Here is a 25,525-nt window from a genome sequence, read left to right as displayed (position 1 = left end):
ATGGACCCCGGATCAAGTCCGGGGTGACGACGGTTCGGCGTCGGCCTACTCGATCAATCGCGGCATCAGGTCGACGAAGTTGCACGGTCGGTGCCGACTGTCGAGTTGCGTCGCCAAAATTCCCTCCCACGCGTCGGTCACCGCGCCGGTCGAACCGGGCAGCGCGAAGATATAGGTGCCGCGCGCGACCACCGCGCAGGCGCGCGACTGGATCGTCGAGGTGCCGATCGTCTGGTAGCTGAGCCAGCGGAATAGCTCGCCGAAACCGGGAATGTCCTTGCCGTCGAGCCGGTGCAGCGCCTCGGGCGTCACATCGCGGCCCGTCAGGCCGGTACCGCCGGTGGTGATCACGACATCGACCTCTGGGTCGTCGATCCAGTTGTGGAGGCGCGAGACGATCAGGTCGGTTTCGTCCTTGATGATTGCGCGCGCCGCGAGGGTGTGACCTGCGGTGGTCAGCAATTCCTCCAGCTTGTCGCCTGACCTATCCTCGGCCGCGCTGCGGCTGTCCGAAATTGTCAGCAGCGCGATGCGGACCGGTTTGAACGTCAGGCTTTCGTCAATCGGCATTGGCGAGGCCGCCAGCCCAGGTCAGGCGGATACGATCCTTGCCGTCGGGAAAGCGCGGCATTTTGCCCTGTGCCAGCGCGGCACGGCTGTCCGACGGTTTGCCCTGCTGCGCTTCGTACATCCAGTAATTACGCAGCACGATGCCGACATAGCCGCGCGTTTCCCAATAGGGGATCGATTCCATATACAGCAGCGGGTCGCCACCATCGCGGATTTCGGACTGCCAGCGCGCGATCGGCGTCGGGCCGGCATTATAGGCAGCAATGACCTTGAGCAATTGCCCGCCGGTCGAACTATCCTTGCTGAGATATTGCAGATAGCGCTGGCCGAAATCCATGTTGACCGCGGGGGTCTTGAGGTCGCCGGGGCCGCGGCCGTCGCCGCCCCAGCGCGCCAGATCGGACGCGGTGCCGGGGCGAACCTGCATCAAACCCGTGGCACCCGCCGGGCTGACCGCGGTGCGCTGAAAACGCGATTCCTGAAGCGTGTGGGCAAAGACCAACGCCGGATCGACCTTCCAGCCGCCATTGGGCTCCCATCTGGGCTGCGGGTAGCGCGACTGCGCCGCGGGCTTGCGTCCCTGCGGGGTGTTGTGCGCGAGATAAAGCTGGGTTTCGGGCAGGCTGAGGGCCCCAGCGATGCCGAGCAACTGCTCATGCTGGCGCGCGTCGCCGATCCGTGCCTGGTGGCGCAGCAGCGCGTCGGCATATTTATCCTCGCCAATTTCCGACAGCGCCATCGCGGCGCGGACGTTGGGCAGTTCAGCGAGCGCGCGCCATGCGCTGCGATCGGCGCGGACATTTTCGCGCTGGTTGCTAGTTTCGACGCCCAGGGTTTCCGCGGCAAGCAGGCCGTAGAAGGTTTCTTCGTTGGCGGCAGCGGCGCGGAGGCGGGGTTGCACCGACGCCGGCTGTCCGGCGGCGATCGCGGCGCGCGCCGACCAATAATAAGCCGCCGCGCGCAGCTCATTATCGGGCGCTTCCTTGGCCACGCGGTCGAAAGCGACAAGCGCGGTCGGATAATCGCGCAGGCGCCACGCGGCAAGCCCCTGAACCCACGCCCCCTGCGTCGACCAAGCGCTGCGTCCGCCAGAACATTCGGTGGCGAGGCGCAGGGCATTGGCATCGTCATTTTCGATATAATAGGACCAGGCGACCTTCTGGCGCCATTCGTCGCGCGCTTCGGGGGTCAGCCGGTCGGCGACCGCACTCAGCAGCGCCTCGGCGCCGACGGGATCGTCATTCTTGATCCGGTCGGGGATCGTGCGGGTCAGCGCCGACGCCACCGGATCGCCGCTGACCGCATCGGCGCCCAGCCGCCGCGGGGCGCTACCCGCCCAGGCAAGACGCGCCTGCGACGGCAAGGTCGGCAAATCGGTCGCGCCGCGCTTGGCGGCGAGACGGCCGAGTTGTTCGGCCTGCGGCAGATAGGGTGAGCGCGACAGGATCGGCATGATGTCGGCGACTTCGGCGCGCGGGCTGTTCGCGGCGGTGAGCAGTTCGGCGCGCAGGAAATCAGTGAGCGGACCGCCTTCCGACCCGTCGAGCAGCGCCTTGGCGTCGGGCCAGCGCTGGCCGCGGATCGCTGTCAGCACCTGCGTATAGAGTTGCTTCTGTTTCGACGTCAGTATGTCGGGCACGGTTTGCGGCGCCGACGCCATATCCCGGCTGCTGGCATCGGCCGCCGACGCGGGGTTCGCAGCGATCGCCGCAGTAAAAATCGCAGCTGATAAAAAACTTCTGGTCATCATTTTCATCTGTCAACGTCCCCGGTTGAACAGTTTCAGGCTGTCCCAAGCCGCGGCTTTTTGCGCGGGCCGGGCCAGGAGCATCGCCGGATGCGCCACCGCCACTATCGCCACCTTGCCGCCTTCTTGGTTAATATCCAGTAACTTCCCGCGCGTATCGGGCAATTCTTTTGCCGCCGCCATGCGGACGATGTCGCTGCCGATCAGCAGCAACCGGCCGGGCCTGGCCAATCGCAGATGATGCCAGAGCAAGCGATCGAGTTCCGCCGCATCCTTGCCGTCGCAGCGGCCGCCTGCCGGACGGGTGACCGCAAGGCTCGCCATATAACAGTCTTCGCGCTTCATCCCGATCGCGAGGAGCATCGCGTCGAGCAATTGGCCCGCGCCGCCGGTAAATAGTGCCCCGGCTTGCTGATCGTCGATTTCGGGCCATGCGGTGAGCAGCATCAAAGGCGCGCCCGCTTGGCCGACCGGCAGCACCCGGCGCGCATCCCATTGGCTGCCCGGCACATCGTCGCTCGTCGCCAGCCAATGTTGAAAATCATCCCAGCCGTCCGGAAACGCGACCGGTCCCCGGGTTTCTTCGGGTTGCGGCGCTTCCTGACGTTGCAGGACGGCGGGGAGTGGGACGACTTCCGGTTCGGCCGCGATCGCCGGTTTCGGCTTGGCTGCCGCCGCGTCATTCGCCGCGGGCAGTACCAGCCAGCCGGCCGGTTCTTCGCCGACCAGCGCATCGACGCCCGCCAGCGACCACCAGTCGCCAATGCTTTCCGCCAGCAAGGCTGTTTGTGACCCACCCATGTGATTTGTTCAAACAGGCAGTTGACGGACCCGTCAATTGGCGGGCATCGCAATTCGTGACAGAATGAGCGCAGGACGCGATGAATGTCCGCGCTGGGACGGCAGAAAGGTATTTGCGGTGAGCGAACGGGAATCGATGCCCTATGACGTGGTCATCGTCGGCGCGGGGCCGGCGGGGCTTTCGGCGGCGATCCGGCTGAAACAGCTGGCGAACGAGGCGGGCAGCGAACTGTCGGTCTGTATCCTGGAAAAAGGGTCCGAGGTCGGCGCGCATATCCTGTCGGGGGCGGTGATCGACCCCAAGTCGCTCGATGAACTGCTGCCTGAATGGCGCGACACGGGCTGTCCGATGGCCGAAGTGCCGGTCAACGACAACCAGCATTGGGTGTTGACCAAGACCAAGAAGATCGGGGTGCCGCACTTCATCACCCCCGGTTTCATGCACAACAAGGGCACCTACACGGGCAGCTTGGGTAATCTCTGCCGCTGGCTCGCCGAGCAGGCCGAGGGGCTGGGGGTCGAAATCTTCCCCGGCTTTCCGGCGGCTGAAATCCTCTACAACGACGATGGTTCGGTCAAAGGCGTCGCGACCGGCGACATGGGCGTCGCGCGCGACGGCAGCCACAAGGGCGATTATGCGCCGGGGCTGGAACTCCATGCCAGATACACCTTCTTCGGTGAAGGCGTGCGCGGCCACCTGACCAAGATGCTCAAGCCGCAATTCGCGCTCGACGCCGATTGCGAGCCGCAAGTCTATGGCCTTGGGGTCAAGGAATTGTGGGATATCGATCCCGAAAATCACGCGCCGGGCCGTGTCATCCATACGCAGGGCTGGCCGCTCGACGAACATGCCAATGGTGGCGGCTTCCTCTATCATCAGGCGAACGGGCAGGTCGCGCTGGGGTTCGTGACCTGGCTCAACTATCGCAATCCGCACATCTCTCCGTTCCAGGAGATGCAGAAGTGGAAGACGCATCCCGAGATCGCGAAGATTCTGAAGGGCGGCAAGCGCGTGTCCTATGGCGCGCGCGCCATCAGCGATGGAGGATATCAGTCGGTTCCCAAGCTGGCCTTTCCCGGCGGCGCGCTGATCGGCGACAGCGCCGGTTTCCTGAACGTCCCGCGGATCAAGGGCACCCACACTGCGATGAAATCGGGGATGATGGCGGCCGAAGCGGCTTTCGCGGCGGTGACCGCCGGACGCGGCAGCGACACGCTCGATGCCTATCAGGCGGCGTATGACGACAGCTGGGTCAAGCAAGAGCTGAGCGTTGTGCGCAACGTGCTGCCGCTCGTCGAAAAATGGGGCGATCTGGCGGGGACGCTGCTGTCGGGCATGACGATGTGGCTCGAAACGCTGAAGATCAAAGTCCCGTTCACAATGAAGCATCATCCGGACAATGAAAGCCTGTACCGCGCCGACATGATGCCCAAGCCCGACTATCCCAAGCCCGACGGGGTGCTGACGTTTGACCGCCTGTCGTCGGTTTTCGTGTCGAACACCAATCATGAGGAAGACCAGCCGGTTCATTTGCAGTTGAAAGACCCGTCGATCCCGGTCGCATACAATCTGCCGCTGTACGACGAACCCGCGCAGCGTTATTGTCCCGCCGGGGTTTACGAGATCGTCGGTGAGGATACAGGCGATCCCAAATTCGTCATCAACGCGCAGAATTGCGTCCATTGCAAGACGTGCGACATCAAGGATCCGACCCAGAATATCAACTGGGTCACCCCCGAAGGCGGCGGAGGCCCCAATTACCCGAATATGTAAGCTCGCACGGGTTTTTCTGGCCGTCGGTGCACTCGCGGGGGCGGGGCCGGTGCAGGCCGCCGACGATGGCGGCGCGGCGCTTAACGCGCTGGTCCGCGCGCGGCTGGCCGAGGAGAGCGGCGAGCCCGCCGCGGCGCTGGCAGCGCTGACCGACGTGTCGAGCCTGGCGCCAGGGCTGCCCGGGGTGCGCGGGCGGATCTTGGAGCAGGCGATCCAGGTCGGCGATCTGGCCGCGGCGCGCACCGCGGCGTTGCAATTATGGACCGCGGGCGACCGCCGTTTCGATGCCCAACTGGTGCTGATGGTCGATGCGATCCGGCGATCAGACTGGAAGGCGGCGCGTGACATCATGTCGGGGCGCGGCGACAAGACCGGCGCCGACACGATCGCGCGGCTGATCCTGCCGACCGTCAACGCCTGGATTGACGTGGGCGCGCGCGAGAAGCAGCCCGAACGGCATTTGCTGGCGGCGAACAGTCGCACCCGCCCCGAACCGGCGCTGGGGTTGCAGGTCGCGCTGGTGCAGCTGGCGACGCAGCGACCGGGGGCGGCGGCGGCGCTGGCTGACGATATCGTGCTTACCGACCGGACAAGCCAACTCGTCGCCCTGCGTCTCGCGGCGACGTTGGACCGGGCCGGACAGCGCGATGCGGCTACCCGCCTGCGCGCGAAGATCGCGCTGGCGTCGGGACAGCGCGAGGATCCGATGCTGCTGCTGCCCGATCAGCCGGTATCGACGGCGCGCGCGGGCGTCGCCCACTGGCTCGGCCTGCTCGGCGATGGGCTGGCGCGGACCCCGAACAGCAACACGAAGGTGCCGCTGCTGTTTTCGCGCGCGTCCTTTTGGCTGAACGATCAGGATTGGGCGGTGCGGGCGACATTGGTCGAGGCGCTCGATCGCAATGGTCAGCGCGCCGATGCAATGGCGTTTCTGGGCGATAGCGGAACGGCGCTGCCGCCGGTGCTGGCGATGCGCCGCGCCGAACTGGTCGCCGATGGTGGCGACGTGGTGGGCGCGGCAAAACTGGCCGAGCGCGCGGCGGCGGCGCGGGATACGCCGCGCAGCCTGCTCGTCCGGCTGGCCGATGTCGCGCGGCGCTCCGACGATCCCAAGGCGGCGGCGCGCGCCTATGAGCGGCTGGAAGGCGCTTTGGCCGACGACGCCGACGACCAGGCGCTGCGCGGCAGTTTGCTGATCGCGCGCGCCGAATTGCTATTGCAGGCGGATCAGTGGGACGCCGCGGCGCCGCTGATGGAAAAGGCGGTGGCGCTTCGCCCCGACGATGCCGCGGTGCTCAATTTTGTGGGCTATTCGGCGCTGGAACGGCGCAAGGATGTCGAGCAATCACTGGCGCGGATCGAGGCGGCGTGGGCGCAGGAGTCGCAGAATGCGAGCATCACCGACTCGCTCGGCTGGGCCTATTTCCTGACCGGACGCACCGATGACGCGGTCGATCTGCTGGAAAAGGCGCAGCGCGGCGAGCCGACTAACGCGGTGATCGTCGAACATCTGGGCGATGCCTATTGGCAGGCGGGGCGCAGGTTTCAGGCGCGCTACACCTGGCGCGCTGCGGCGCTGCTGGCCAAGGCGGACATGGCGACGCGGCTGGCGGCGAAGCTGCGCGACGGGCTGACCCCGGCGACGACCGCGCCATGACACAGGTGATGCAGGAAACCGGCTGGGCCAAGATCAATCTGGCGCTGCATGTGCGGGCGCGACGCAGCGACGGCTATCACGACATCGAGACTTTGTTCGCCTTTGTCGATGGCGGCGATGGCCTGGTCGCCGAGGTGGTCGACGCGGACAGGCTGACGATCGTCGGCGATTTTGCCGAGGGCTTGAGCGCGGGCGCCGACAATCTGGTGATGCAGGTGCTGGCCTTGCTGCGCGCCCGCTATGGCGCTGACCGGGTGCCACCCTTGGCGGTAACGCTGACCAAGCGGTTGCCGGTTGCGGCGGGGATCGGCGGCGGGTCCGCCGATGCGGCGGCGGCGGCGCGGCTCGTGCGGCAGCATTTTCTGCCCGAGCTGGGCGATGCGACGCTGGCGCGGATCATCGCGCCGCTCGGCGCCGACATTGCCGCCTGCGTCGCGAGCGCGACCTGTCTGGGAGTTGGCGTGGGTGAGGAATTGCGCGCGGTGCCGGACCTGCGACTTGGCGCCACGCCGGTGCTGCTGGTCAACCCGCGCCAGCCGGTGGCGACCGGGCCGGTGTTCGCCGCGTGGGATGGGATCGACCGCGGGGAATTGTTCCGCGATCCGGCGGGCCGCGCGCAGCTGCTGGCGGCGCGCAACGATTTGCAGCGCGCGGCGATCGCGCAATGCCCCGCCATTGTCGATGTGCTGACCGAATTGGGCGCGCTCGGGCCCTGGCTGGCACGGATGTCGGGGTCAGGGGCGACCTGTTTTGCGCTGTTCGATGCGCTGGCCGAACGCGACGCGGCGGCGACGCGCCTCGCGCAAAGCCACCCGCACTGGTGGCTGATGGCAGGGACGCTGCGGTGAGCGAAGCGTGGCGCCAGTTAGGCACGCCGCGCGCCGGCGGCTTCCTGCTGATCGCCGATCATGCGTCGAACCATGTTCCGCCTGACATTGATTTGGGGATCGATTCAGCATTACTTTCCAATCATATCGCCGTCGACATCGGCGTGGCCGAGGTCGCGGCGCTGCTGGTGCAGGACGGCCCAGTCGATGCGGCGATCCTCGGCGGCGTGTCGCGGCTGGTGGTCGATTGTAACCGCGAGGAGGACGCACCGGGGGTGCTGCCGATCGCCAGCGACGGGCATGCGGTGCCGGGTAACGCGCTGGACGATCCTGCGCGCGAGGCGCGGCTTGTGCGGTTCTTCCGGCCCTATCACGCGCATATCGAGGCGACGATCGCGGCGTATCGCCCGGCGATGATCCTGTCGCTGCACAGCTTTACCCCGTCGCTGGCAGCGCATCCCGAACAGGAGCGGCCCTGGCATGTCGGGGTGCTGTATAATGAGGACGAGCGGCTGGCGGCGGCGGCGATCGCGGCTTTGGCGGCCGAGGGGCTGATTGTCGGCGATCAGCTGCCCTATTCGGGGAAGCTGCTCAACGCGACGATGAACCGTCATGCCGAGGGCAATGCCATTCCCTATGTCGGGATCGAGATGCGGCAGGATCTGGTCGGCGATGCCGCGGGACAGCGACTGTTTGCCAAGCGACTGGCGCGCATGTGCCATAAAGTGGCGTTGAACATCGCGACATAGGCGTGTAGAGGCGCTTTCTGTCGTGAAAAATTGTAATATTATTTCTAGGAAATATAAAAATGCCTTCTTATCGTTCGCGGACGACCACCCACGGCCGCAATCAGGCCGGCGCGCGCGGCCTTTGGCGCGCTACCGGAATGAAGGACAGCGATTTCGGCAAGCCGATCATCGCGGTGGTCAACAGCTTTACCCAGTTCGTACCGGGCCACGTCCATCTGAAAGACCTGGGTCAGATGGTCGCGCGCGAGATTGAAGCAGTGGGCGGCGTTGCCAAGGAATTCAACACGATCGCGGTCGATGACGGGATCGCTATGGGGCATGACGGAATGCTCTATTCGTTGCCCAGCCGCGACCTGATCGCGGACTCGGTCGAATATATGGTAAACGCGCATTGCGCCGACGCGATGGTGTGTATTTCCAATTGCGACAAGATCACGCCGGGTATGTTGATGGCGGCGCTGCGTATCAACATTCCGGTAGTGTTCGTGTCGGGCGGGCCGATGGAGGCGGGCAAGGTCGTGCTGAAGGGCAAGACGGTCGCGCTCGATCTGGTCGATGCGATGGTTGCAGCCGCGGACGAAAGCTATACCGACGAGGAAGTCACCGCGATCGAGCAGGCGGCGTGCCCGACCTGTGGTAGCTGCTCGGGCATGTTCACCGCCAATTCGATGAACTGCCTGACCGAGGCGCTGGGGCTGTCGCTGCCGGGCAACGGGTCGCAGCTGGCGACCCACGCCGATCGCAAGGATTTGTTCCTGCGCGCCGGGCGGATCGTCGTCGAGATGTGTCGCCGCCATTATGAAGAGGATGACGACAGCGTCTTGCCGCGCAATATCGCGACCTTCGAGGCGTTTGAAAATGCCATGAGCCTCGACATTGCGATGGGCGGATCGACCAACACGGTGCTGCATCTGCTCGCCGCGGCGTTCGAGGCCGGGGTCGATTTTACCATGACCGACATCGACCGGCTGTCGCGCCGGGTGCCGTGCCTGTCGAAGGTCGCGCCCGCCAAATCGGACGTGCACATGGAGGATGTCCACCGCGCGGGCGGGATCATGGCGATCCTCGGCCAGCTTGAGCGCGCCGGCCTGCTCCACGCGCATCTGCCGACCGTGCACAGCGCGACGCTGGGCGATGCGCTGAACAAATGGGATATTTCGCGGACCAACGACCCCGATGTGCAGAAATTCTTCATGGCGGCGCCCGGCGGGGTGCCGACGCAGGTCGCGTTCAGTCAGGAGCGGCGCTGGGAATCGCTCGATCTCGATCGGACAAGCGGCGTGATCCGGTCGGCCGAGCATGCCTTCAGCCAGGACGGTGGGCTGGCGGTGCTGTCGGGCAATCTCGCGCTCGATGGCTGCATCGTGAAGACCGCCGGGGTTGACGAGAGCATCCTGAAATTCTCGGGCCCGGCGAAGGTTTTTGAAAGCCAGGACGCGTCGGTCGCGGGCATCCTGACCGGCCAGGTCGTCGCGGGCGATGTTGTGGTCATCCGCTACGAAGGGCCGAAGGGCGGGCCGGGGATGCAGGAAATGCTGTATCCGACGAGCTATCTGAAATCGAAGGGGCTGGGCGCCGCCTGCGCGCTCGTCACCGATGGGCGTTTTTCGGGTGGCACGTCGGGGCTGTCGATCGGCCATGCCTCGCCCGAGGCCGCCGAGGGCGGTGTGATCGGGCTGGTCGAGGATGGTGATCTGATCGAGATCGATATTCCGAACCGCACGATCAACCTTGTCGTATCCGATGCCGAGCTGGCTGAGCGGCGGGCGGCGATGGAGGCCAAGGGCGACTCGGCCTGGCAACCCGCCAAGCCGCGCCCGCGCAAGATATCGGTGGCACTTCAGGCCTATGCCGCGATGACGACGAGTGCGGCGCGCGGCGCGGTGCGCGACCTGTCGCAGCTGAAGGGCAAATGATGCAAAGACTGGGGTGTGTCGCTGGGTTCCTGCTGCTTGCGGCGTGCGGCGGTGCACCCGACAATGGCGACTTGGCCGAAGCCGAAGCGCGCGGATCGCGTGACGCGGCAGCGAACGGCCGGATCGAATGTGCGCTGGAAGGCGCCAAGCTGTTCGACCGCACCTGCACCGTCGAGGAAATGAGCGGTCAGGACGGCGCCGTTCTGGTCGTCGGACGCGGCAATGTCGGCTACCGTCGCTTGCAGATTACCACCGACGGCCGCGGTGTCGTGTCGGCCGATGGCGCTGAACCGGCCAACGTGACGATCGTGGGCGACGGGATGATCGAGGTCGCGGTCGGAAATGATCGCTATCGGTTGCCCGCGAATACGGGTGGGGCGAAGTAGCAACATCGTCATTGCGAGCGCAGCGAAGCAATCCAGAGCGGTTTACGCCGCTCTGGATTGCTTCGCTGCGCTCGCAATGACGGGTTGAGGTGGCCGATCGCTTCCATCGCGACTTTTTCGCTGGCCGTGATAGTCTGAGCGCCATGTCCGTTCCCGCTGACGCCCCGATCCTGACCAGCGCCGCGATGCGCGAGGCGGAGGCGGCGTGCGCGGTGCAGGGGACGTCGCTGGCGGACTTGATGGAGCGCGCGGGGGCGGCAGTCGCCGACACCGCATGGCGCATGGCGGCGGGCGGGCCGATCCTGATCCTGTGCGGTCCCGGCAACAATGGCGGCGACGGCTATGTCGCGGCGGGGCTCTTGGCGGAACGGGGCGCGGCGGTGCGAGTGGCGGCGCGTGCCGATCCCGCGACCGATCTGGCGAAGGCCGCGCGCGCCGCTTGGAGCGGTCCTGTCGAAGTGATCGACGCCGCACTGGCCGCTGCGCCGTTGATCGTCGATGCGCTGTTCGGCGTCGGCTTGTCGCGGCCGCTGGCCGACGATCTGGCCCGTTTGCTGCATCGCTTTGCCGGACACCGCGTCCTCGCCGTCGATGTCCCGAGCGGGGTCGACAGCGACGGCGGCTCCGCATGGATGCCGCCGTTGGCTGCCCATGTCACCCTGGCGCTGGGCGCGCTGAAACCGGCGCATGTCTTGCTGCCGACCGCGTCCGCCTGCGGCAGGGTGCTGCTCGCGCCGATCGGAATTGCCGCGCCGGGTAAGATGCGGACGCTGCCGACGGCGACAGTCGCAACGCCCGCCGCGGCAGCCCACAAGTTCAACCGCGGCATGGTGCTGGTCTTTGCCGGACCGATGCCGGGCGCGGCGGGGTTGGCAGCCGCAGCGGCGCTGCGCGCGGGCGCGGGCTATGTCGTGCTGGAAGGCAGCGAACGGGCGCCGCTGTCGGCGATCATCACCGAAAGCGACGCGCGCTTTGGCGAACGGTTGAGCGACCCGCGAGTCGGCGCGGTGGTGATCGGGCCGGGCTTTCCCGCGGGCGACGAATTGCTGTTCGATGTCGAGGCGGCGCTCGATTCGGGCAAGCCGCTGGTCCTCGACGCCGCCGCGATTGCCGCAGCTCTGCCGCGGCTGTGCGAAACCCCATGCTGCGCGATCCTGACCCCGCATGAGGGCGAGTTCGCGCGCGCCTTTCCCGAATTATACGGCAGCAAGATCGACCGCGCCAAGGCCGCGGCGGTGCGAACGGGGGCGGTGGTGATCTACAAAGGTGCCGATACCGTCATCGCGGCGCCCGATGGCCGTGTGGTGGGGGCGTGGCCGGGTAGCCCGTGGCTGGCGACCGCGGGAACCGGCGATGTGCTGGCGGGAGCGTGCGGCGCGATGCTGGCGCGTGGCGGCGATGCGTTCGATGCCGCGGTGGCGGCGGTGGGGTGGCATATCGCGCAGGCCGTGCGTATAGGCCCCGGCCTTGTCGCTGACGATCTGGTCGCCGACGATCTGGTTAGGGAATGAAATGAGCGAAACTGCGCTGATCGAGCGCATCGCCGCGCGCGGCGATGGTGTGACGGCCGACGGTCGCCATGTGGCGGGCGGCGTGCCGGGCGACCGCGTTCGCTATGACGGGATCATCATCCCGGGGCCGAACCGCGCTGAGCCGCCGTGCCGCCATTTCGGCAAATGCGGCGGATGCGAGTTGCAGCACGTCGCTGAACCTGCGCTTGCCGATTTTGTCCGCGATCGGGTGGTCGGTGCGCTGGCGGGCCAGGAGGTGCCGGTTGGCGACGTGCTGCCCGCCCATCTTTCGCCACCGCAGAGTCGCCGCCGCGCGGCGCTGACGGCGCTGCGGACCGGCAAGCAGGTTGCGATCGGGTTCAATGCCGCGCAGAGCAACCAGATCGTCGACATGCGGCAGTGCCCGCTGCTGCTGCCCGAATTGTTCGCGCTGATCGCGCCGCTGCGCGACTTGCTGACGACAATCGCGCAGCAACGGCGGCCGACAAAGGTCAAGCTCCAGATGCTCGATCAGGGGGTCGAAGTGATATTGGAAGGCGTCAAGGCCGAGGGGCTCGACGCCGCGATGGCGTTACAGGATTTCGCGGGCGCGCATAGGTTGGCGCGCTTTGCGATCGATCAGGGGCAGGGGCTGGAAACGCTGTGGCAGCCCGAACCGCCAACGGTGCGCTTTGGCGATATGACGGTCGAGGTGCCCGCGTTTGCGTTTTTGCAGGCGACGACCGCTGGGCAGGCGGCGCTAGTGGACGCCGTGACGCGGGCGGTCGGTGACGCTGGGGCGATTGCCGATCTGTTCGCCGGGGTCGGAACCTTCGCGCTGTCGCTCCAGAAGGGGCGCAAGGTCTATGCTGCGGAAGGCGCACGCGATGCGATCGCGGCGCTGAAGGCCGCGGCGAACCGCGCCGGTGCGCTGGTCGCCACCGAACATCGCGACCTGTTCCGGCGGCCCCTGATCCCCGCGGAATTGAATCGCTTTGGCGCGGTGATCCTCGATCCGCCGCGCGCGGGGGCCGAGGAGCAGGTGGTGCAGCTGGCGGCGTCGGACGCGCCGGTCATTGCCTATGTCAGCTGTAACCCCGCGAGTTTCGCGCGCGATGCCAAACTGCTCGTTGCAGGTGGCTACACGCTCGACTGGGTGCAGCCGGTCGGGCAGTTCCGCTGGTCGACGCATGTCGAGTTGGCGGCGCGGTTTTCGCGATAGCTTTACCCTTCCCGCTTGCGCGAGGGGTTAGGGGTGGGTGCCGCCGAAGGCGCATGACTTCAGACCCACCCTCGCTGCGACTAGGCAGCAAGCTGCCAAGTCTCGCTGCCCCTCCCTAAAAGCGAGGGGGTTTGCGCTCAATTCAACACAAACCCCATGAACGCGTGCACGCACAGCGCGAGCAGCGCGAGGCTGGCCAGCGCGAACACCAGAAAACGCCACATGACGCGGTTGACCGTCACCTGGATCAGGCTGTGAACGATCCGCAGCGCGACATAGGCCCACGCAAGCTGGGTGTTCAGCCCGCCGCCCATCCCGCCGACCGCGAGCGCCAGCGCGACGGCGTAAAAGACCGTCGGTTGTTCCATCAAGTGATTGTAATTATGGGCTTTCCATTGCACTTCTGGCGGCAAAACCTCGTCGAGGCCGCGACCGGTCGTGCCGACGAGATTCTTCGCATCGATCTTCGCGCGGCTCATCGCCGGGATGCGCGTCGCGTACATCCACACCCACATGATCATTGACCACAGCGCGAGCGTCGCGACCGCTCCCAAAATCGCATTCGTCTCCATATATCTTCCCCCCTCAACCCAAAGTGGCAATCACCGCCAGCACCGAAAGTGCGAATAGACAAAATGTCGATAGCCCGAAAATGGCAAAGCGTACCGGGATACGATTGACCGTCGCCTGCCACAGGCTGTGAATGATCCGCAGCACGACATAGACCCAGGCCAGCCCGCGCGTCAGGTCGGTACTGCCGCCCGACAGATGCAGAAAGATGATGACCGCATAAAACAGTGTCGGCTGTTCGAGCAGATGCGTGTAATTATGCGATTTCCAGTTGGTCACGGGCGGCAGGACGGCCTCCAGATCGGCGCCGCGACCGCCGGGCGGTGCGGCCTTCACGTCGATTCCGACCTTGGCCATCGCCGAAAAGCGCGTCGCGGCGACCCAGATGAGCATGATGAGCGTCCACAGCGCGAGCACCGCGCCGGGCGCCAGCAAATTTTCTGGCATATCGTTCCCCCTGATTATTTCCGCGCGATGCTAGGATACGCGCGGGACAATGCAATGATCGATGTTCAGCTATGCGGGTTGGCAAGTTCGGCACGGATCGCCGCGCCGTCGCCATCGATCCGCGGTGCAAAGCCCAGGTCGCGCGCGGGCGCCGCACCATATTTCACGGGCGGCTGCATTTCGTGGAACGCGCCGACGTCGGGGTGGGTGCGGGGGCGGAAGAAGCCGGTCGCGGAGAAATGCGGATCCTCCTTGACGTCTTGCAGGTCGCGCGCTGCCATCGCCGGGATGTCGTTCGCTGCGAACAGCGCAAGCCATTCGGCGGTCGTCTTGGCCGGGGTCTTGCGGGCAATCTCGCTATAGACGATCGGCATATGCTGGCCCTTCGCCTTGGCGGCTTCGAATTCGGGCGTTTCGGTCAGCCCCGCGCTGCCAAGCAGCGTCATCAGCCGCGCGGTCGATTCGGGAGTGTAAGGGACGATCGCCAGATACCCGTCGCGGGTCGGAAAGGGCTGGCGCGTCGGGTCGAGCTGGCGCGGATAGCCCGCGGGGCCGAGCGGCGGGTCGAGCGCGGCGTCGCGCAGATGTTCGGTCAGCATGAAGGATGCGAAACATTCGAACATCGGCACCTCGACCGCTTGCCCCTCGCCGGTCCGCAGCTTGTGGATCAGCGCGGCGAGGATCGCCTGCGCGCCGAACTGGCCCGCAATCTTGTCGGCAATCAGCGACGGGAAATAGCGCGGGCGGGGATCGCCATCGACGCGCGGCAACAGGCTGGTCGTGCCCGTCGCCGCCTGGATGACATCGTCATAGGCCTGCAAATCGGCATAGGGACCATCCTGCCCAAAGCCGGTGCCATGGACATAGATGATGTCGTCCTTGATGGCGCGGCATCCGGCATAGTCGAACCCCAGCTTGGCGATCGCCTTGCCGCGGACATTGTGGAAAAAGACGTCGGCGCCCGCGACCAGATTGCGCAGCACCGCGGCGTCTTCGGGTTTCTTGAGGTCGAGTGCGATCGAGCGTTTGCCGCGGTTCACCGTCAAATGGATCGACCCCATCGTCGGATCGGGAACGCCGCTGCCCAGATAGCGCGATATGTCGCCAAGGCCGGGGGTCTCGACCTTGATCACCTCGGCGCCCAGATCGGCGAGCATCTGAGTCGCATAGGGGCCGAAGATCACCGTCGTCAGGTCGATGATGCGGATGCCCGACAGCATCGTCATGCCGATGCCACCGCTGTTCGACGAATCACAACCCCCATGCGGCATCCCTCCCTTTGCTCTTTTGCCAAGGATAGAATGATTTCGAAGTGAAACGGAAGAGGCGATTGCCTGCCATTATTGGGGAGGCGTGGGCGTGTCTGCGCCCGTGCCCCCCGCTGCGTAAGCGGCCGAAATCCGGCGGTAGGATTGCGACCGGAAGGCGGCGAGCGTGGCGATCACTCCGAGTATCCCTGTGATGGTGAAGACGATCGCGATGCCGCGTTCGGCGCCGCGCCCATACCAGTCGCCGATCAAGTCGGCACCCGCTCCGCTGGTCATCAGCGGCACAAAGATGAACTGCGTCAGCGGCGCGATCAGAAAGGCGGTGAGCGGCGAGGCGGCCTGTTCGACCGACTGGGCAAAGCCGAAAACCCGCCCTTGCCGTTCGAACGGCACGACCTTTTGCAGGGTCGTCTGTTCGGCGGCTTCGGCATAGGGGCCAAGGAACAGCCAGATGAAGCAGCCGACGGTGAGCAACAGGATCGACGACTGTACGGTGAACAGCGCCGCGACCGCCCACACGATCAGGTTGACCAGCAGCAAGGTCCGCACCGGATTGGCACCGAGCCCGGTGCGGGCGATCAACGCGCCGCTGAGGATGAACGCGCACGAGACGAACGCCCACAGCAGCCCCCATTGTTCGACCTTCATCAGCGACAGGCCATAGGCGTCCATCAGCGCCATGAAGACGCCGCCGAGCAGATTGTTGAACGCCGCGAACAGGATCAGCGCGAACAGGCCAGGGATTGCGGTGACGATGCGAAACGTGCCGATCAGATCGATGCGGCGCGGCTTGTCATGCTCGCTCGCTTCGCGCGGCTCGTCGACGGACACCAAGAGGAGATGCAGGGCGGCAATGAGCGAGAAGGTAATTGCGAAGGCGAGCGTCGCAACCATGCCTCCGCAAGCGATGAGAAAACCGCTGATCGCCGAGGTGGTCAGAAACCCGATACCGCTGACCATTCCGACCAGTCCGTTCGCCTTGTCACGGCGGTCCTCGGGCACCAGCAGGGTAACCAGCGTCGGCAGCGCGATCATGCGGATATTGCCGACGATGACGCCGAGCATCGTCAACAGGACGAATAGCCACAGGGACACGCTGGACACCCGCGCGGCGGCGATCGACGGGTCGAGCGCATAGGCGCCGAGCGCCGCGGCATAGATTGCCAGTGAGACCAGGCTGGAGACCAGCATCATGCTGCGTTTGCGGTGATGATCGACCAGGCTGCCGAACCAGATGCCGAGCGCGCCGGTCAGCACCAGATAGATGCCGGCGATCATCCCCGTCGCGAACACCGACAGGGTTTCCAGGAATATCCAGAAGGTGATCGCGAACCACACCGTGAAATTGGTGATGTTGGCGACCAGATTGTTGATCAGGAGATGGTGGAAGGGCTGCATAAATATCGCTGCTGTCTGACCCGCATCTGGTGCGCTGGAACGCCACCCGGGCGGATGGCTACCATGATCGGTCGGAACGCGAAAGGCGCGGGTGGCGTCTAGCTTTGTCCAGCCGCCGGGAGGCGCGCCAGCATCGCGACCAGCTGTGCCTGGCTGGTGGCGCCGGTTTTTCGGAATATGCCTTTGAGCAGGAAACGCACAGCGTTGAGGCTGACGGCGCGCAGCGCGGCATAGCTTTGCAGCGATTGCCCCGCGGCGAGTGCGACCGCGAGCCGCGCTTCCGCCGGGGTCAGGGCGAACCATTGCGCGACCCGGTCGATCTCGACGACGGGGGTTTCGCCCGGCGCGCTGCCCAGGGTGACGATCAGCGAGGCTCCGGCGGTGACGCCGCCGATCTGCTGCGCGGCTTGCGGTGTTATCCGGGCGACGAGCACCGGACATTCGGTCCCAGAATTGCCGATCGTTTGAAACGCGAGCCCTGCGGCATGCTCGCTCCGGACCAGATCGAGCAGTTTTTTCTGACTGGCGGGGTGAGCAAAGGCAAAGCGGCCCTGCGCGAGGTGGACGACCCCGGCATCCTCATATCGGCCGGCGCGGCTGTTGGCGGCGAGGATGTTCAGTTGATCGTCGAGGCTGAAGATCGCGAAGGGCGCGACATCGGCGGCCGCCCGCGCCGCACCAACCGCGAGTTCGAGCGTCGCGATGCGATCGCTGATCCGCATCGCGCGCTGGATATGGGGCGCCAACACGCGCAACCCGCGTTTGAGCGTTTCGACATCGCGGTCGCCGGGGCCGGGCAGCATCAAGCCCAGCCGCTCGCCGCCGCGGCGGTCGAGCAAGACGCAGACCATCCGGTCGATCCCCCACGGCGCAAGGAAGTTCTGGAAAAAGGCGGACTCGGCAAATTCTTCGCGGGTCATGATGTCGTTGCTGTCGACGACGCTGCCATTGCCGTAACGCATCAATTTGCGCGACCAGGGGTGGTTGCCGGCATAAACCGCCGCGTAAATTTCCTGAACCCCGGCGGCGAGCCCCGTCGCCGCGACGAAGCGCGCGCGCGGCGGATTGCTGCTTTCCCATAGAATGAATGCCGCTTCCCAACTGAGCGGGCATAGCGCGCCGGTGATCCGCGCGAGGGTGTCGTTCCAGCGTTCAGGCTGGAGGACCGAATCGTAGATGAGCCCGATCAGCGCATTCAGCGTTTCCCATTCGGCGGGTTCGTTGTGACTCGGCGCAAAGATCGGACCGTCATCAGGCACACGCTTCCCCGGCAAGCGGTCTATTGGTCAGTAGCGTGACAGCAATACACGATTATCCTGCCGGAAACGTACAAAAATGCGTTTCGCTACCCAGATGGGTAGCGAAAGCCCGCGCCGGATGGGGCATGGATCGGGTGCGACCCAAGGGCAGGATGGTCCGCAACGACCATCCTGTTCGCTTCAGGCCCGTCGGCTCAACCCGGCGGGCTTCTTTGCATCAGCAAACAAAAGGGCTGGTCGCATCGCTGCGCCAGCCCTGTTTGTTTCGATCATGCGACCGGTTCAGAACAGCTTGGTCACCGTCGCGCTGCGGCGTTCCTGTTCGACTTCGCCGGTGTAGAGGCTGACCATCGGCTCGTCGCTGACGACGTGGGTTTCGTCAGCGCCAAAGCCGTTGAACTTGGTCCGCATCGCGCAGCCATAGGCACCGAGCATGCCGATTTCGATGAAATCGCCCGCCTTGATGTCCGCGGGCAGGAAGAAGGGGCCGGCCATATGGTCTAGATCGTCGCAGGTCGGCCCATAGAAGCTGAACGGCACCAGCTCGGCATCGCTTTCGACGTCGCGTTGCAGCGACACGGGGAAGCGCCAGCCGACATGCGCGGCGTCGAACAGCGCGCCATAGGCGCCGTCGTTGATGTACAATTCTTCGCCGCGGCGCTTTTCGACGCGGACGATCAGCGAGCTATACTCGGCCGACAGCGCGCGGCCGGGTTCGCACCACAGTTCGGCCGAATAGCTGATCGGCAGGCTTTCGAAGCTGCGGTGGATGGTGTCGAAATAGGCGTCGAGCGGCGGAGGCTCCATGCCGGGATAGGACGACGGAAAACCGCCCCCGACATCGATGATGTCGACGGTGACCGACGCGGCAACGATCGCGGCGCGGACGCGCTCCATCGCCTGGGCATAGGCGTGCGGGGTCATCGCCTGGCTGCCGACGTGGAAGCAGATGCCGAGCGCGTCGGCGGCCTGCCGCGTTGCCATCAGCAGTTCGGCCACTTCGTCGGCTTCGGCGCCAAATTTGGCGGCGAGGCTGAGCTTGCTGTGGTCGGACGAGACTCGCAGGCGCACGAGCAGGTTGAGGTCGGCGGCGCCTTCGGTCGCGCGGACGATCTTTTCCAGTTCGTCCATCGTGTCGAGCGAGAAGGTGCGCACGCCATGCTTCCAATAGGCTTCGGAAATCGCTTCCTCGGCCTTCACCGGATGCATGAAGCACAGCGTCGCCTGCGGCAGGGTGCGCGATACCAGTCGGACCTCGGCGATCGAGGCGACGTCGTAATGGGTGACGCCCGAATCCCACAGCACGCGCAGCAGGTCAGCGGACGGATTCGCCTTGACCGCATACATGGTCGTGCCGGGAAACCGGTCAATGAAGAAACGCGCTGCGCGCCGCGCGGCGTGCGGGCGGACGAGCGTGACGGGTTCGACCGGCGAAAGTGCCTGAATCAGCCCGTGGGCGCTATGATGCTGGTGCAATGCAAGGGACCCCCAAAAGTGTAACGGTAAACGACAAGGCTGCCTTGCGGTTATTGGAAGTCCCCCTGGGGCAGCGGACGGCGATATATGCAGGGGGTCCCCCCATGTAAAGACCCCATCGCGTAATTTTGTAACGCCGCAGTAACACAAAGGGCGAAGCGGGGCAGTAGCGCGCCGAACGGGGCAAAATCGAGACAGGGCATCAGCTCTGCGCTAAGGCAACCCCTCTGCAACGCCAACAAGGACGCGCTGGCCATGGTTACTCCTGCTGATGTGAATCATACTTTCTCTGATGCCGAGCTGCAGGAACTGCTGGCGTTCGGTACGGTCGAATCGCATCGCGCTGGCGATCTGATCATCGAAGAGGGCGCAATGGCGCCCGATTGCATCATCACCCTGTCGGGCCATACCGATATTTTTGCGTCCACCGACGAAGGTCGGAAGCGCGTCGGGTGGATGGAGCGCGGGCAGTTCGCGGGCGATCTGTCGGTGCTGACCGGGCAGCGGCATCTGTCGCGGGTCGAAATGGGCGCCGATGGCGAGATATTGCGGATCAAGCACGCCGATTTCCAGCGGCTGATCGCCGGCAATTCGCATTATTCGGACATTTTCGTGCGGGTGCTTTCGGCGCGGCGCGAGTTCAGCAACCAGCGCGGTTTTGCGGTGACGATTGTGATCGGCGCCGCAATGGATCGCAGTGTCTATGCGCTGCGCGACCTGCTTATGAAGCATGGCGTTGCACATCGCTGGTTCGACCCCGTCGACGGGCCGGTGGCCGGACACCTGATGGGCGAGCGCAATATCAACGGGGAGCAACTTCCAGTCGTCATCCTCGGTGCCGCCGATGTGCTGGTCCAGCCGACGCCCGAACAGCTCGCGGCAGCGCTCGGGCTCGACCTGCTTCCCGATGGCTCGACCGCCGATGTCATCGTCGTGGGTAGCGGGCCGGGCGGGTTGGCGGCGGCGGTCTATGCGGCGTCCGAAGGGCTGACGGTCATCGGGCTCGACGCGCTCGCGCCGGGCGGACAGGCCGGAACATCGTCAAAGATCGAGAACTACCTCGGCTTTCCGACCGGCATTTCGGGCAATGAGCTGGCGCGGCGCGCGACGGTGCAGGCGCAGAAGTTCGGCGCGCGGCTGGTCGCGCCGGTGCGCGGCACGGCGATCATGCGTGACGAGGACGTCTATTGCCTTCATCTGGCCGACGGGCGCAAGCTCCGCAGCCGCGCGGTAGTCGTCGCTTCGGGCGCGCAATATCAGCGCCTGCCGATCGAGGGGATCGAGGCTTATGAAGGGCGCGGCATCTATTATGGCGCGACCCCGATGGAAGCGCAGCTGTGCGGCAACGCCGAGGTCACGGTCGTCGGCTCGGGCAATTCGGCGGGGCAGGGGGCGATCTATCTCGCGGGCGTTGCCAAGAAGGTCTATGTCATTTTTCGCCGCAAGAGCCTGCGCGAAACGATGTCCGAATATCTGGTCAGGCGGCTCGAAGACCATCCGAACATCGAGATCATCCCGTCGACTGACGTGGTCGCGCTGCATGGCGACGACGGGCTCGCCGGGCTTACCTATCGTGACCGCGAGACCGGCGAGGAAGGCCATTGCGACTGCCGCTTCCTGTTCCTGTTCCTCGGCGCCAGCCCGAACACCGGCTGGTTGCCAAAGGAAATGGTGTGCGACGAGCGCGGCTTTGTGAAAACAGGTGCCGACATTTCGCCAATGGAACTGGTGAAGGCGGGCTGGTCGCTCGACCGGATGCCCAGCCGGTACGAGACGAGTTGGCCGCGCATCTATGCCATCGGCGATGTCCGCAAGGGATCGGTGAAGCGCGTCGCGTCGTCGGTCGGCGAGGGGTCGGTGGTGGTCAGCGACATTCATCAGGCGCTGGCGGAGGTCGGCGCGGACCTCAACTGAGGCGCGTCTTGAAATCCTCATACCCGAACTCGCGGATCAGCTTGAGCTCGTCAGTCTCACTGTCCCAGAGCCAGATCGACGGCAGCGGGACGCCGTTGAAGGTGTTGGTTTTGACCATCGAATAATGCGCTTGGTCGAGGAAAGCGAAACGCTCGCCGATGCGGGCGCCGCCGGGGACGCGGTAGTCGCCGATGACGTCGCCCGCGAGGCATGAGGGGCCACCAAGGCGCACCGGCATCCCCTCATCGCCTTCGCCCAGCATCGCCGGGCGATAGGGCGCTTCGATGACATCGGGCATGTGGCAGGTCGCCGAAATATCGGTGATGCCGATCGGCATGCCATTGTCGAACAGGTCGAGAATCTCTCCGACAAGAATGCCAGCGTCGAGTGCGATCGCTTCACCGGGTTCGATCATCACGTCGCAGTCGGTCGCGGCGCGCACCTGTTTCAGGAACGCGATCAGATCGTCGACCTGATAATCGGCGCGTGTCACATGATGGCCACCACCGAAGTTGATCCATTTGAGCTGGCCAAAGAAGGGCCGCAGCATCGGCTGCACGGCTTCCCAAGTGCGCTGGAGCGGCGGGAAATCCTGTTCGCACAGGCTATGCATATGAATGCCGTCGATGCCCTGCATATGCTCGGGCAGCAGCTGGGTGACCGGAAAGCCCAGGCGGCTGCACGGCGCCGCCGGGTCGTATTTCGGCGTTTCGCCCTCGCTGTGCATCGGGTTGATCCGCAGACCGACGTCGAACGTCGCCCCTTGTGCGCGAAGGTCATCCAGCAGCGGACGAAACCGGGCGATCTGCCCCGGCGAATTGAAGATGAGGTGATCCGACAGCGCCGCGATTTCGGGCAGGTCGGCTTCCTTGTAGCCGGCGCAATAGGTCGCGACCTCTTTGTCCCCGTCCGCGCCGCCATATTCCTCGCGGCCGAGCTTCGCCTCGTAGAGCCCCGAGGCGCAGACACCGTCGAGATATTCGGTAACGGTGCGACCCAGCGACCACATGGAAAACGCCTTTAGCGCCGCGAGTACCCGCGCACCCGACGCATCGCCGATATGGCGCAGCACCGAGAGATTGGCGCGTATCTTTGCCGCATCCACGACAAAGGCGGGCGAGGGGACGCGGGTGAGGTCGAAATGGGCAAAAGCCCCGGGGTCGCCGGCTCTGGTTTCCATGCGCGGCCATGTAGGGGGTTTGGCGCCGTGAAGGAAGGGGGCTGCGCCGGGGCCGCCCAAATCCCGGTCCGGCGCCGCGCTTCTATGCCACGGGCACTTTGACATTTCCGGCCGCAGTCTGGACCGAATAGCTGAACGGCGTATCCTTCCACCCGGTCTTGGCGCCGCCGTGCCTACCGTCGCGGCGGATGACCGCGATGCCGCCGTCGATTTCATATCCAGCATCGACAATACGCCGGATCGTGGCCTCCGCCGCCGCCTGGGGGGCCATCCCGCCGCGCATCAGTTCGACGACATGATAGGTTGGCAGGAACCGCATCATCACATCGCCGTTGCCCGTCGCGACTGCGGCGCCGATCGCCTGATCGACATAGGCACCCGCGCCGATGATCGGCGAATCGCCGACGCGGCCCGGGATCTTGAACTCGCGCCCGTTGGTCGAGCAGCCGACGCACAAATTGCCCGCGGCATCGAGCGCGATGCTGCCGACCGTGTCATGTCCGGCGAGTTTCGGATTTTTTCCGATCGGTTCGGGAGCGAACGCGTTGGTTTTCTCGCCCTTGGCGGCCCATTTGTCCCACGCCTGCTGCGACACGACGCTGGTCAGCGAGGTTTCGGTAAAGCCAACACGCGCCGCAAAGCGCGTCGCATCGTCGCCGACGATCAGGCTGTGCTGGGTTTCCTCCATCACCTTGCGCGCGACCGAGATCGCTTTCTTTACGCGCTTGAGGCAACCGACCGCGCCCGCATCGTGCGTCGGCCCCCACATGATCATCGCATCGAGGGTGGTCTCGCCGACCTCGTTCGGAACGCCTCCGGCGCCGACCCAATAATCGCCAAGCAGTTCGACATGGTTGATTGCGGATTCGACGACGTCGAGCGCCGAACCGCCGCCTGCGAGAATCGGCCAGCCGACGGCGTTGGCGCCGGGGCCGAAGTCCCATGTCGTCAGGATGAAGGGCTGGCCCGTCGGGATCGTTTTCGGCTTTGCCGGTTTCGCCGACGCCTGTGACGCGCCGAGGGTGGCCAGTCCTGCCGCGCCGACCCCGAACGTCCGCCGTGAAATGCCCCGATCATCTGTTGCCATCGCCGATCCTCCGTGATGCGAGGCTAGCGGGGCGGAGGTCAGGCCGCAATCGGTCCCTTGAAGATGAAAAAGGCGCCCGCCGCGATAAAGCCAAAGCCGACGAGATGGTTCACGGTGAGCTTCTCACCGAGCCAGAAGACCGCGAACCCTGCGAATATGACCAGGGTGATGACTTCCTGCAAGGTCTTGAGTTCGGCGGCGGTGTAGACGCCATAGCCGATGCGGTTGGCGGGCACCGCGAGGCAATATTCGAAGAAGGCGATGCCCCACGCGATCAGCACCGCGAGCCACAACGGCCGCGATACATCACCCAGATGCCCATACCAGGCAAAGGTCATGAAAATGTTCGAGATGATCAGCAGCCCGATCGGGGCGAGATAGGCGGTCATGGCTTGTCCTTCGTCCGCCGTGAATCGCGGAAAGACGACCCTACTCCGTTCGCCCTGAGCTTGTCGAAGGGCCGCTCTTTCTTTTGGTGCTGAAAGAAAGAACGGTGCTTCGACAAGCTCAGCACGAACGGGATTGAGGTTATCTGCCGCGTTAGAAATCTAGCGGCCCGTCCAGTTCTTTCACCTGCCAAGGCAGGCCGTGATCATTCAGCATGGCCATGAACGGATCGGGGTCCATCTGCTCCATGTTGAACACCCCGTCGCCGCCCCACGTATTCGTAACCATCATCGCCGCACCGATCATCGCGGGGACGCCGGTGGTGTAGCTGACCGCCTGATTGCCGGTTTCGGCATAGGCGTCCTCATGGTCGCAGATGTTGTAGAGGTAGAGCGTCTTTTCCTTGCCGTCCTGACCCAGACCGGTGGCGATGACGCCGATGTTGGTCTTGCCCTTGGTGGTCTCGCCCAGGCTCGACGGTTCGGGCAGCACGGCTTTCAGGAATTGCAGCGGAATGATCTCGCGTCCTTCGTAGATCACCGGGTCGATGCGCGTCATGCCGACGTTCTGGAGCACATTGAGGTGGGTGATATAGGCCTCGCCAAAGGTCATCCAGAAGCGGATGCGCTGGATTTCGGGGAGGTGCGTTTTCAGGCTTTCGATCTCCTCATGATACATGAGGTACATCGTCTTTTCGCCGACCGCTTCGAAGTCGAATTTTTGCTTCACCGACATCGGCGGGGTTTCGACCCAGTCGCCATTTTCCCAATGCCGCGCAACCGCTGTCACTTCGCGGATGTTGATCTCGGGGTTGAAGTTGGTCGCAAAATGCTGGCCATGATCGCCGCCGTTGCAATCGAGAATGTCGAGCGTGTCGATGCGCGCGAAGTGATGTTTCTTCAGCCAGGTCGTGAACACGCTGGTCACGCCGGGGTCGAAGCCCGAGCCGAGCAGCGCCATCAGCCCCGCATCCTTGAACCGGTCGTGATACGCCCACTGCCAATGATATTCGAACTTCGCCTCGTCGCGCGGCTCGTAATTCGCGGTGTCCATATAGTGGGCGCCGGTGGACAGGCATGCTTCCATGATCGTCAGATCCTGATAGGGCAGGGCCAGGTTCACGACATGCGTTGCGCCGATTTCGCGGATCAGCGCCGCAGTGGCGTCGATATGGTCGGCATCGACTTCGGCAGTCTTGATCGTGACGCCGGTGCGTGCCTTGACCGATTCGGCGACCGCGTCGCATTTGAACTTGCGGCGGCTGGCCAGTGTGATGTCGGGAAAAATGTCGGCGTTCATCGCCATTTTGTGCACCGCGACCGAACCGACGCCACCCGCGCCGATCACCAGAACCTTGCTCATCGAAAATCTCCTGTCGCGGACCTCTGCCGCCTTGTCTT

At 64.9% G+C, this 25,525-nt stretch carries 22 protein-coding genes; 9 read left to right on the top strand and 13 right to left on the bottom strand.

The genetic code is table 11. The features are described 5' to 3' along the window. Positions 1–45: 45 nt before the first annotated feature. Genes moaB through J2X44_RS10470 form a run of 3 tightly spaced genes read right to left on the bottom strand, consistent with a single transcriptional unit; the run spans position 46 to position 3,097 of the window. Positions 46–570 carry a molybdenum cofactor biosynthesis protein B gene (gene moaB, locus J2X44_RS10480; protein ID WP_310083480.1) on the bottom strand — a complete coding sequence of 175 codons (525 nt, stop codon included), beginning with the start codon at positions 568–570 and terminating at the stop codon, positions 46–48. Further along, positions 560–2,326, bottom strand: coding sequence for a lytic transglycosylase domain-containing protein (locus J2X44_RS10475; RefSeq protein WP_310083477.1), 1,767 nt, complete (start codon positions 2,324–2,326; stop codon positions 560–562). The genes moaB and J2X44_RS10475 overlap by 11 nt, the downstream gene beginning before the upstream one ends. A 3-nt stretch (positions 2,327–2,329) precedes the next feature. Next, positions 2,330–3,097 carry a uracil-DNA glycosylase family protein gene (locus J2X44_RS10470; protein ID WP_310083476.1) on the bottom strand — a complete coding sequence of 256 codons (768 nt, stop codon included), beginning with the start codon at positions 3,095–3,097 and terminating at the stop codon, positions 2,330–2,332. A gap of 139 nt (positions 3,098–3,236) precedes the next feature. On the opposite strand from J2X44_RS10470, the gene J2X44_RS10465 reads away from it, so the two are divergent. The 8 genes from J2X44_RS10465 to J2X44_RS10430 all read left to right on the top strand — a co-directional run bounded on the left by J2X44_RS10465 (position 3,237) and on the right by J2X44_RS10430 (position 13,139). Beyond that, the gene (locus J2X44_RS10465; RefSeq protein WP_310083473.1) at positions 3,237–4,892 is read left to right on the top strand and encodes an electron transfer flavoprotein-ubiquinone oxidoreductase; all 1,656 of its coding nucleotides are present in this window, start codon (positions 3,237–3,239) and stop codon (positions 4,890–4,892) included. Between the two features lie 49 nt (positions 4,893–4,941). Then, on the top strand, positions 4,942–6,549 hold the full coding sequence (locus J2X44_RS10460) for a hypothetical protein (protein WP_310083471.1): 1,608 nt from the start codon (positions 4,942–4,944) through the stop codon (positions 6,547–6,549). After that, positions 6,546–7,397: a 4-(cytidine 5'-diphospho)-2-C-methyl-D-erythritol kinase gene (locus J2X44_RS10455; RefSeq protein WP_310083468.1), complete on the top strand. Its 852-nt coding sequence runs from the start codon at positions 6,546–6,548 to the stop codon at positions 7,395–7,397. Before J2X44_RS10460 ends, J2X44_RS10455 begins: the two co-directional genes overlap by 4 nt. Beyond that, positions 7,394–8,125 (top strand): N-formylglutamate amidohydrolase, encoded by a 732-nt coding sequence (locus J2X44_RS10450; protein ID WP_310083465.1) that lies wholly within the window; start codon positions 7,394–7,396, stop codon positions 8,123–8,125. The genes J2X44_RS10455 and J2X44_RS10450 overlap by 4 nt, the downstream gene beginning before the upstream one ends. Positions 8,126–8,184: 59 nt before the next feature. After that, complete coding sequence (gene ilvD, locus J2X44_RS10445; protein ID WP_310083463.1) at positions 8,185–10,041, top strand: dihydroxy-acid dehydratase; 1,857 nt, start codon at positions 8,185–8,187, stop codon at positions 10,039–10,041. Further along, complete coding sequence (locus tag J2X44_RS10440; RefSeq protein WP_310083461.1) at positions 10,038–10,427, top strand: hypothetical protein; 390 nt, start codon at positions 10,038–10,040, stop codon at positions 10,425–10,427. Before ilvD ends, J2X44_RS10440 begins: the two co-directional genes overlap by 4 nt. A 143-nt stretch (positions 10,428–10,570) precedes the next feature. Then, a complete protein-coding gene (locus J2X44_RS10435) occupies positions 10,571–11,938 on the top strand; it encodes an NAD(P)H-hydrate dehydratase (RefSeq protein WP_310083459.1) in 1,368 nt (455 codons plus the stop codon). 1 nt (position 11,939) lies between these two features. Then, complete coding sequence (locus J2X44_RS10430) at positions 11,940–13,139, top strand: class I SAM-dependent RNA methyltransferase (protein ID WP_310083455.1); 1,200 nt, start codon at positions 11,940–11,942, stop codon at positions 13,137–13,139. Between the two features lie 137 nt (positions 13,140–13,276). On the opposite strand, the gene J2X44_RS10425 is transcribed toward J2X44_RS10430, so the two are convergent. The 6 genes from J2X44_RS10425 to J2X44_RS10400 all read right to left on the bottom strand — a co-directional run bounded on the left by J2X44_RS10425 (position 13,277) and on the right by J2X44_RS10400 (position 19,557). Beyond that, entirely contained in the window at positions 13,277–13,711 is a 435-nt protein-coding gene (locus tag J2X44_RS10425; protein ID WP_310083452.1) for an MAPEG family protein, read from the bottom strand. A gap of 13 nt (positions 13,712–13,724) precedes the next feature. Further along, complete coding sequence (locus tag J2X44_RS10420; RefSeq protein ID WP_310083450.1) at positions 13,725–14,156, bottom strand: MAPEG family protein; 432 nt, start codon at positions 14,154–14,156, stop codon at positions 13,725–13,727. Between the two features lie 65 nt (positions 14,157–14,221). Beyond that, positions 14,222–15,427: a CoA transferase gene (locus tag J2X44_RS10415; protein ID WP_310249270.1), complete on the bottom strand. Its 1,206-nt coding sequence runs from the start codon at positions 15,425–15,427 to the stop codon at positions 14,222–14,224. A gap of 69 nt (positions 15,428–15,496) precedes the next feature. Continuing rightward, positions 15,497–16,822 carry an MFS transporter gene (locus J2X44_RS10410; RefSeq protein ID WP_310083444.1) on the bottom strand — a complete coding sequence of 442 codons (1,326 nt, stop codon included), beginning with the start codon at positions 16,820–16,822 and terminating at the stop codon, positions 15,497–15,499. A gap of 98 nt (positions 16,823–16,920) precedes the next feature. Further along, complete coding sequence (locus J2X44_RS10405; protein ID WP_310083442.1) at positions 16,921–18,081, bottom strand: helix-turn-helix transcriptional regulator; 1,161 nt, start codon at positions 18,079–18,081, stop codon at positions 16,921–16,923. A gap of 282 nt (positions 18,082–18,363) precedes the next feature. Then, positions 18,364–19,557, bottom strand: coding sequence for a type III PLP-dependent enzyme (locus J2X44_RS10400; protein WP_310083440.1), 1,194 nt, complete (start codon positions 19,555–19,557; stop codon positions 18,364–18,366). A gap of 255 nt (positions 19,558–19,812) precedes the next feature. Between J2X44_RS10400 and J2X44_RS10395 the strand changes: the two genes are divergently transcribed. Next, on the top strand, positions 19,813–21,471 hold the full coding sequence (locus tag J2X44_RS10395; RefSeq protein ID WP_310083438.1) for an FAD-dependent oxidoreductase: 1,659 nt from the start codon (positions 19,813–19,815) through the stop codon (positions 21,469–21,471). Here J2X44_RS10395 and J2X44_RS10390 read toward each other — a convergent pair. From J2X44_RS10390 to J2X44_RS10375, 4 genes are all read right to left on the bottom strand, one after another. Next, positions 21,464–22,651, bottom strand: a complete 1,188-nt coding sequence (locus tag J2X44_RS10390; RefSeq protein WP_310083435.1) for a carboxynorspermidine decarboxylase — start codon at positions 22,649–22,651, stop codon at positions 21,464–21,466. The genes J2X44_RS10395 and J2X44_RS10390 overlap by 8 nt on opposite strands. Positions 22,652–22,733: 82 nt before the next feature. Continuing rightward, entirely contained in the window at positions 22,734–23,738 is a 1,005-nt protein-coding gene (locus J2X44_RS10385; RefSeq protein WP_310083431.1) for a N(4)-(beta-N-acetylglucosaminyl)-L-asparaginase, read from the bottom strand. A 38-nt stretch (positions 23,739–23,776) separates the two neighbouring features. Next, positions 23,777–24,127 (bottom strand): DMT family protein, encoded by a 351-nt coding sequence (locus J2X44_RS10380; RefSeq protein ID WP_310083429.1) that lies wholly within the window; start codon positions 24,125–24,127, stop codon positions 23,777–23,779. 151 nt (positions 24,128–24,278) lie between these two features. Beyond that, positions 24,279–25,487, bottom strand: a complete 1,209-nt coding sequence (locus J2X44_RS10375) for a saccharopine dehydrogenase family protein (protein WP_310083427.1) — start codon at positions 25,485–25,487, stop codon at positions 24,279–24,281. Positions 25,488–25,525 lie beyond the last annotated feature (38 nt).

It is taken from the genome of Sphingopyxis sp. BE259 (assembly GCF_031457495.1).
Taxonomy (GTDB): Bacteria; Pseudomonadota; Alphaproteobacteria; order Sphingomonadales; family Sphingomonadaceae; genus Sphingopyxis.
This window is presented reverse-complemented; position numbering and strand designations above follow the sequence as displayed.

Coding starts and splice junctions, on each gene's coding strand:
- J2X44_RS10420 (WP_310083450.1), bottom strand. CDS start 14,156: ATGCCAGAAAATTTGCTGGCGCCCGGCGCGGTGCTCGCGCTGTGGACG.
- J2X44_RS10410 (WP_310083444.1), bottom strand. CDS start 16,822: ATGCAGCCCTTCCACCATCTCCTGATCAACAATCTGGTCGCCAACATC.
- J2X44_RS10390 (WP_310083435.1), bottom strand. CDS start 22,651: ATGGAAACCAGAGCCGGCGACCCCGGGGCTTTTGCCCATTTCGACCTC.
- J2X44_RS10475 (WP_310083477.1), bottom strand. CDS start 2,326: ATGAAAATGATGACCAGAAGTTTTTTATCAGCTGCGATTTTTACTGCG.
- J2X44_RS10430 (WP_310083455.1), top strand. CDS start 11,940: ATGAGCGAAACTGCGCTGATCGAGCGCATCGCCGCGCGCGGCGATGGT.
- J2X44_RS10395 (WP_310083438.1), top strand. CDS start 19,813: ATGGTTACTCCTGCTGATGTGAATCATACTTTCTCTGATGCCGAGCTG.
- J2X44_RS10375 (WP_310083427.1), bottom strand. CDS start 25,487: ATGAGCAAGGTTCTGGTGATCGGCGCGGGTGGCGTCGGTTCGGTCGCG.
- J2X44_RS10415 (WP_310249270.1), bottom strand. CDS start 15,427: ATGCCGCATGGGGGTTGTGATTCGTCGAACAGCGGTGGCATCGGCATG.
- J2X44_RS10440 (WP_310083461.1), top strand. CDS start 10,038: ATGATGCAAAGACTGGGGTGTGTCGCTGGGTTCCTGCTGCTTGCGGCG.
- ilvD (WP_310083463.1), top strand. CDS start 8,185: ATGCCTTCTTATCGTTCGCGGACGACCACCCACGGCCGCAATCAGGCC.
- moaB (WP_310083480.1), bottom strand. CDS start 570: ATGCCGATTGACGAAAGCCTGACGTTCAAACCGGTCCGCATCGCGCTG.
- J2X44_RS10455 (WP_310083468.1), top strand. CDS start 6,546: ATGACACAGGTGATGCAGGAAACCGGCTGGGCCAAGATCAATCTGGCG.
- J2X44_RS10435 (WP_310083459.1), top strand. CDS start 10,571: ATGTCCGTTCCCGCTGACGCCCCGATCCTGACCAGCGCCGCGATGCGC.
- J2X44_RS10425 (WP_310083452.1), bottom strand. CDS start 13,711: ATGGAGACGAATGCGATTTTGGGAGCGGTCGCGACGCTCGCGCTGTGG.
- J2X44_RS10385 (WP_310083431.1), bottom strand. CDS start 23,738: ATGGCAACAGATGATCGGGGCATTTCACGGCGGACGTTCGGGGTCGGC.
- J2X44_RS10380 (WP_310083429.1), bottom strand. CDS start 24,127: ATGACCGCCTATCTCGCCCCGATCGGGCTGCTGATCATCTCGAACATT.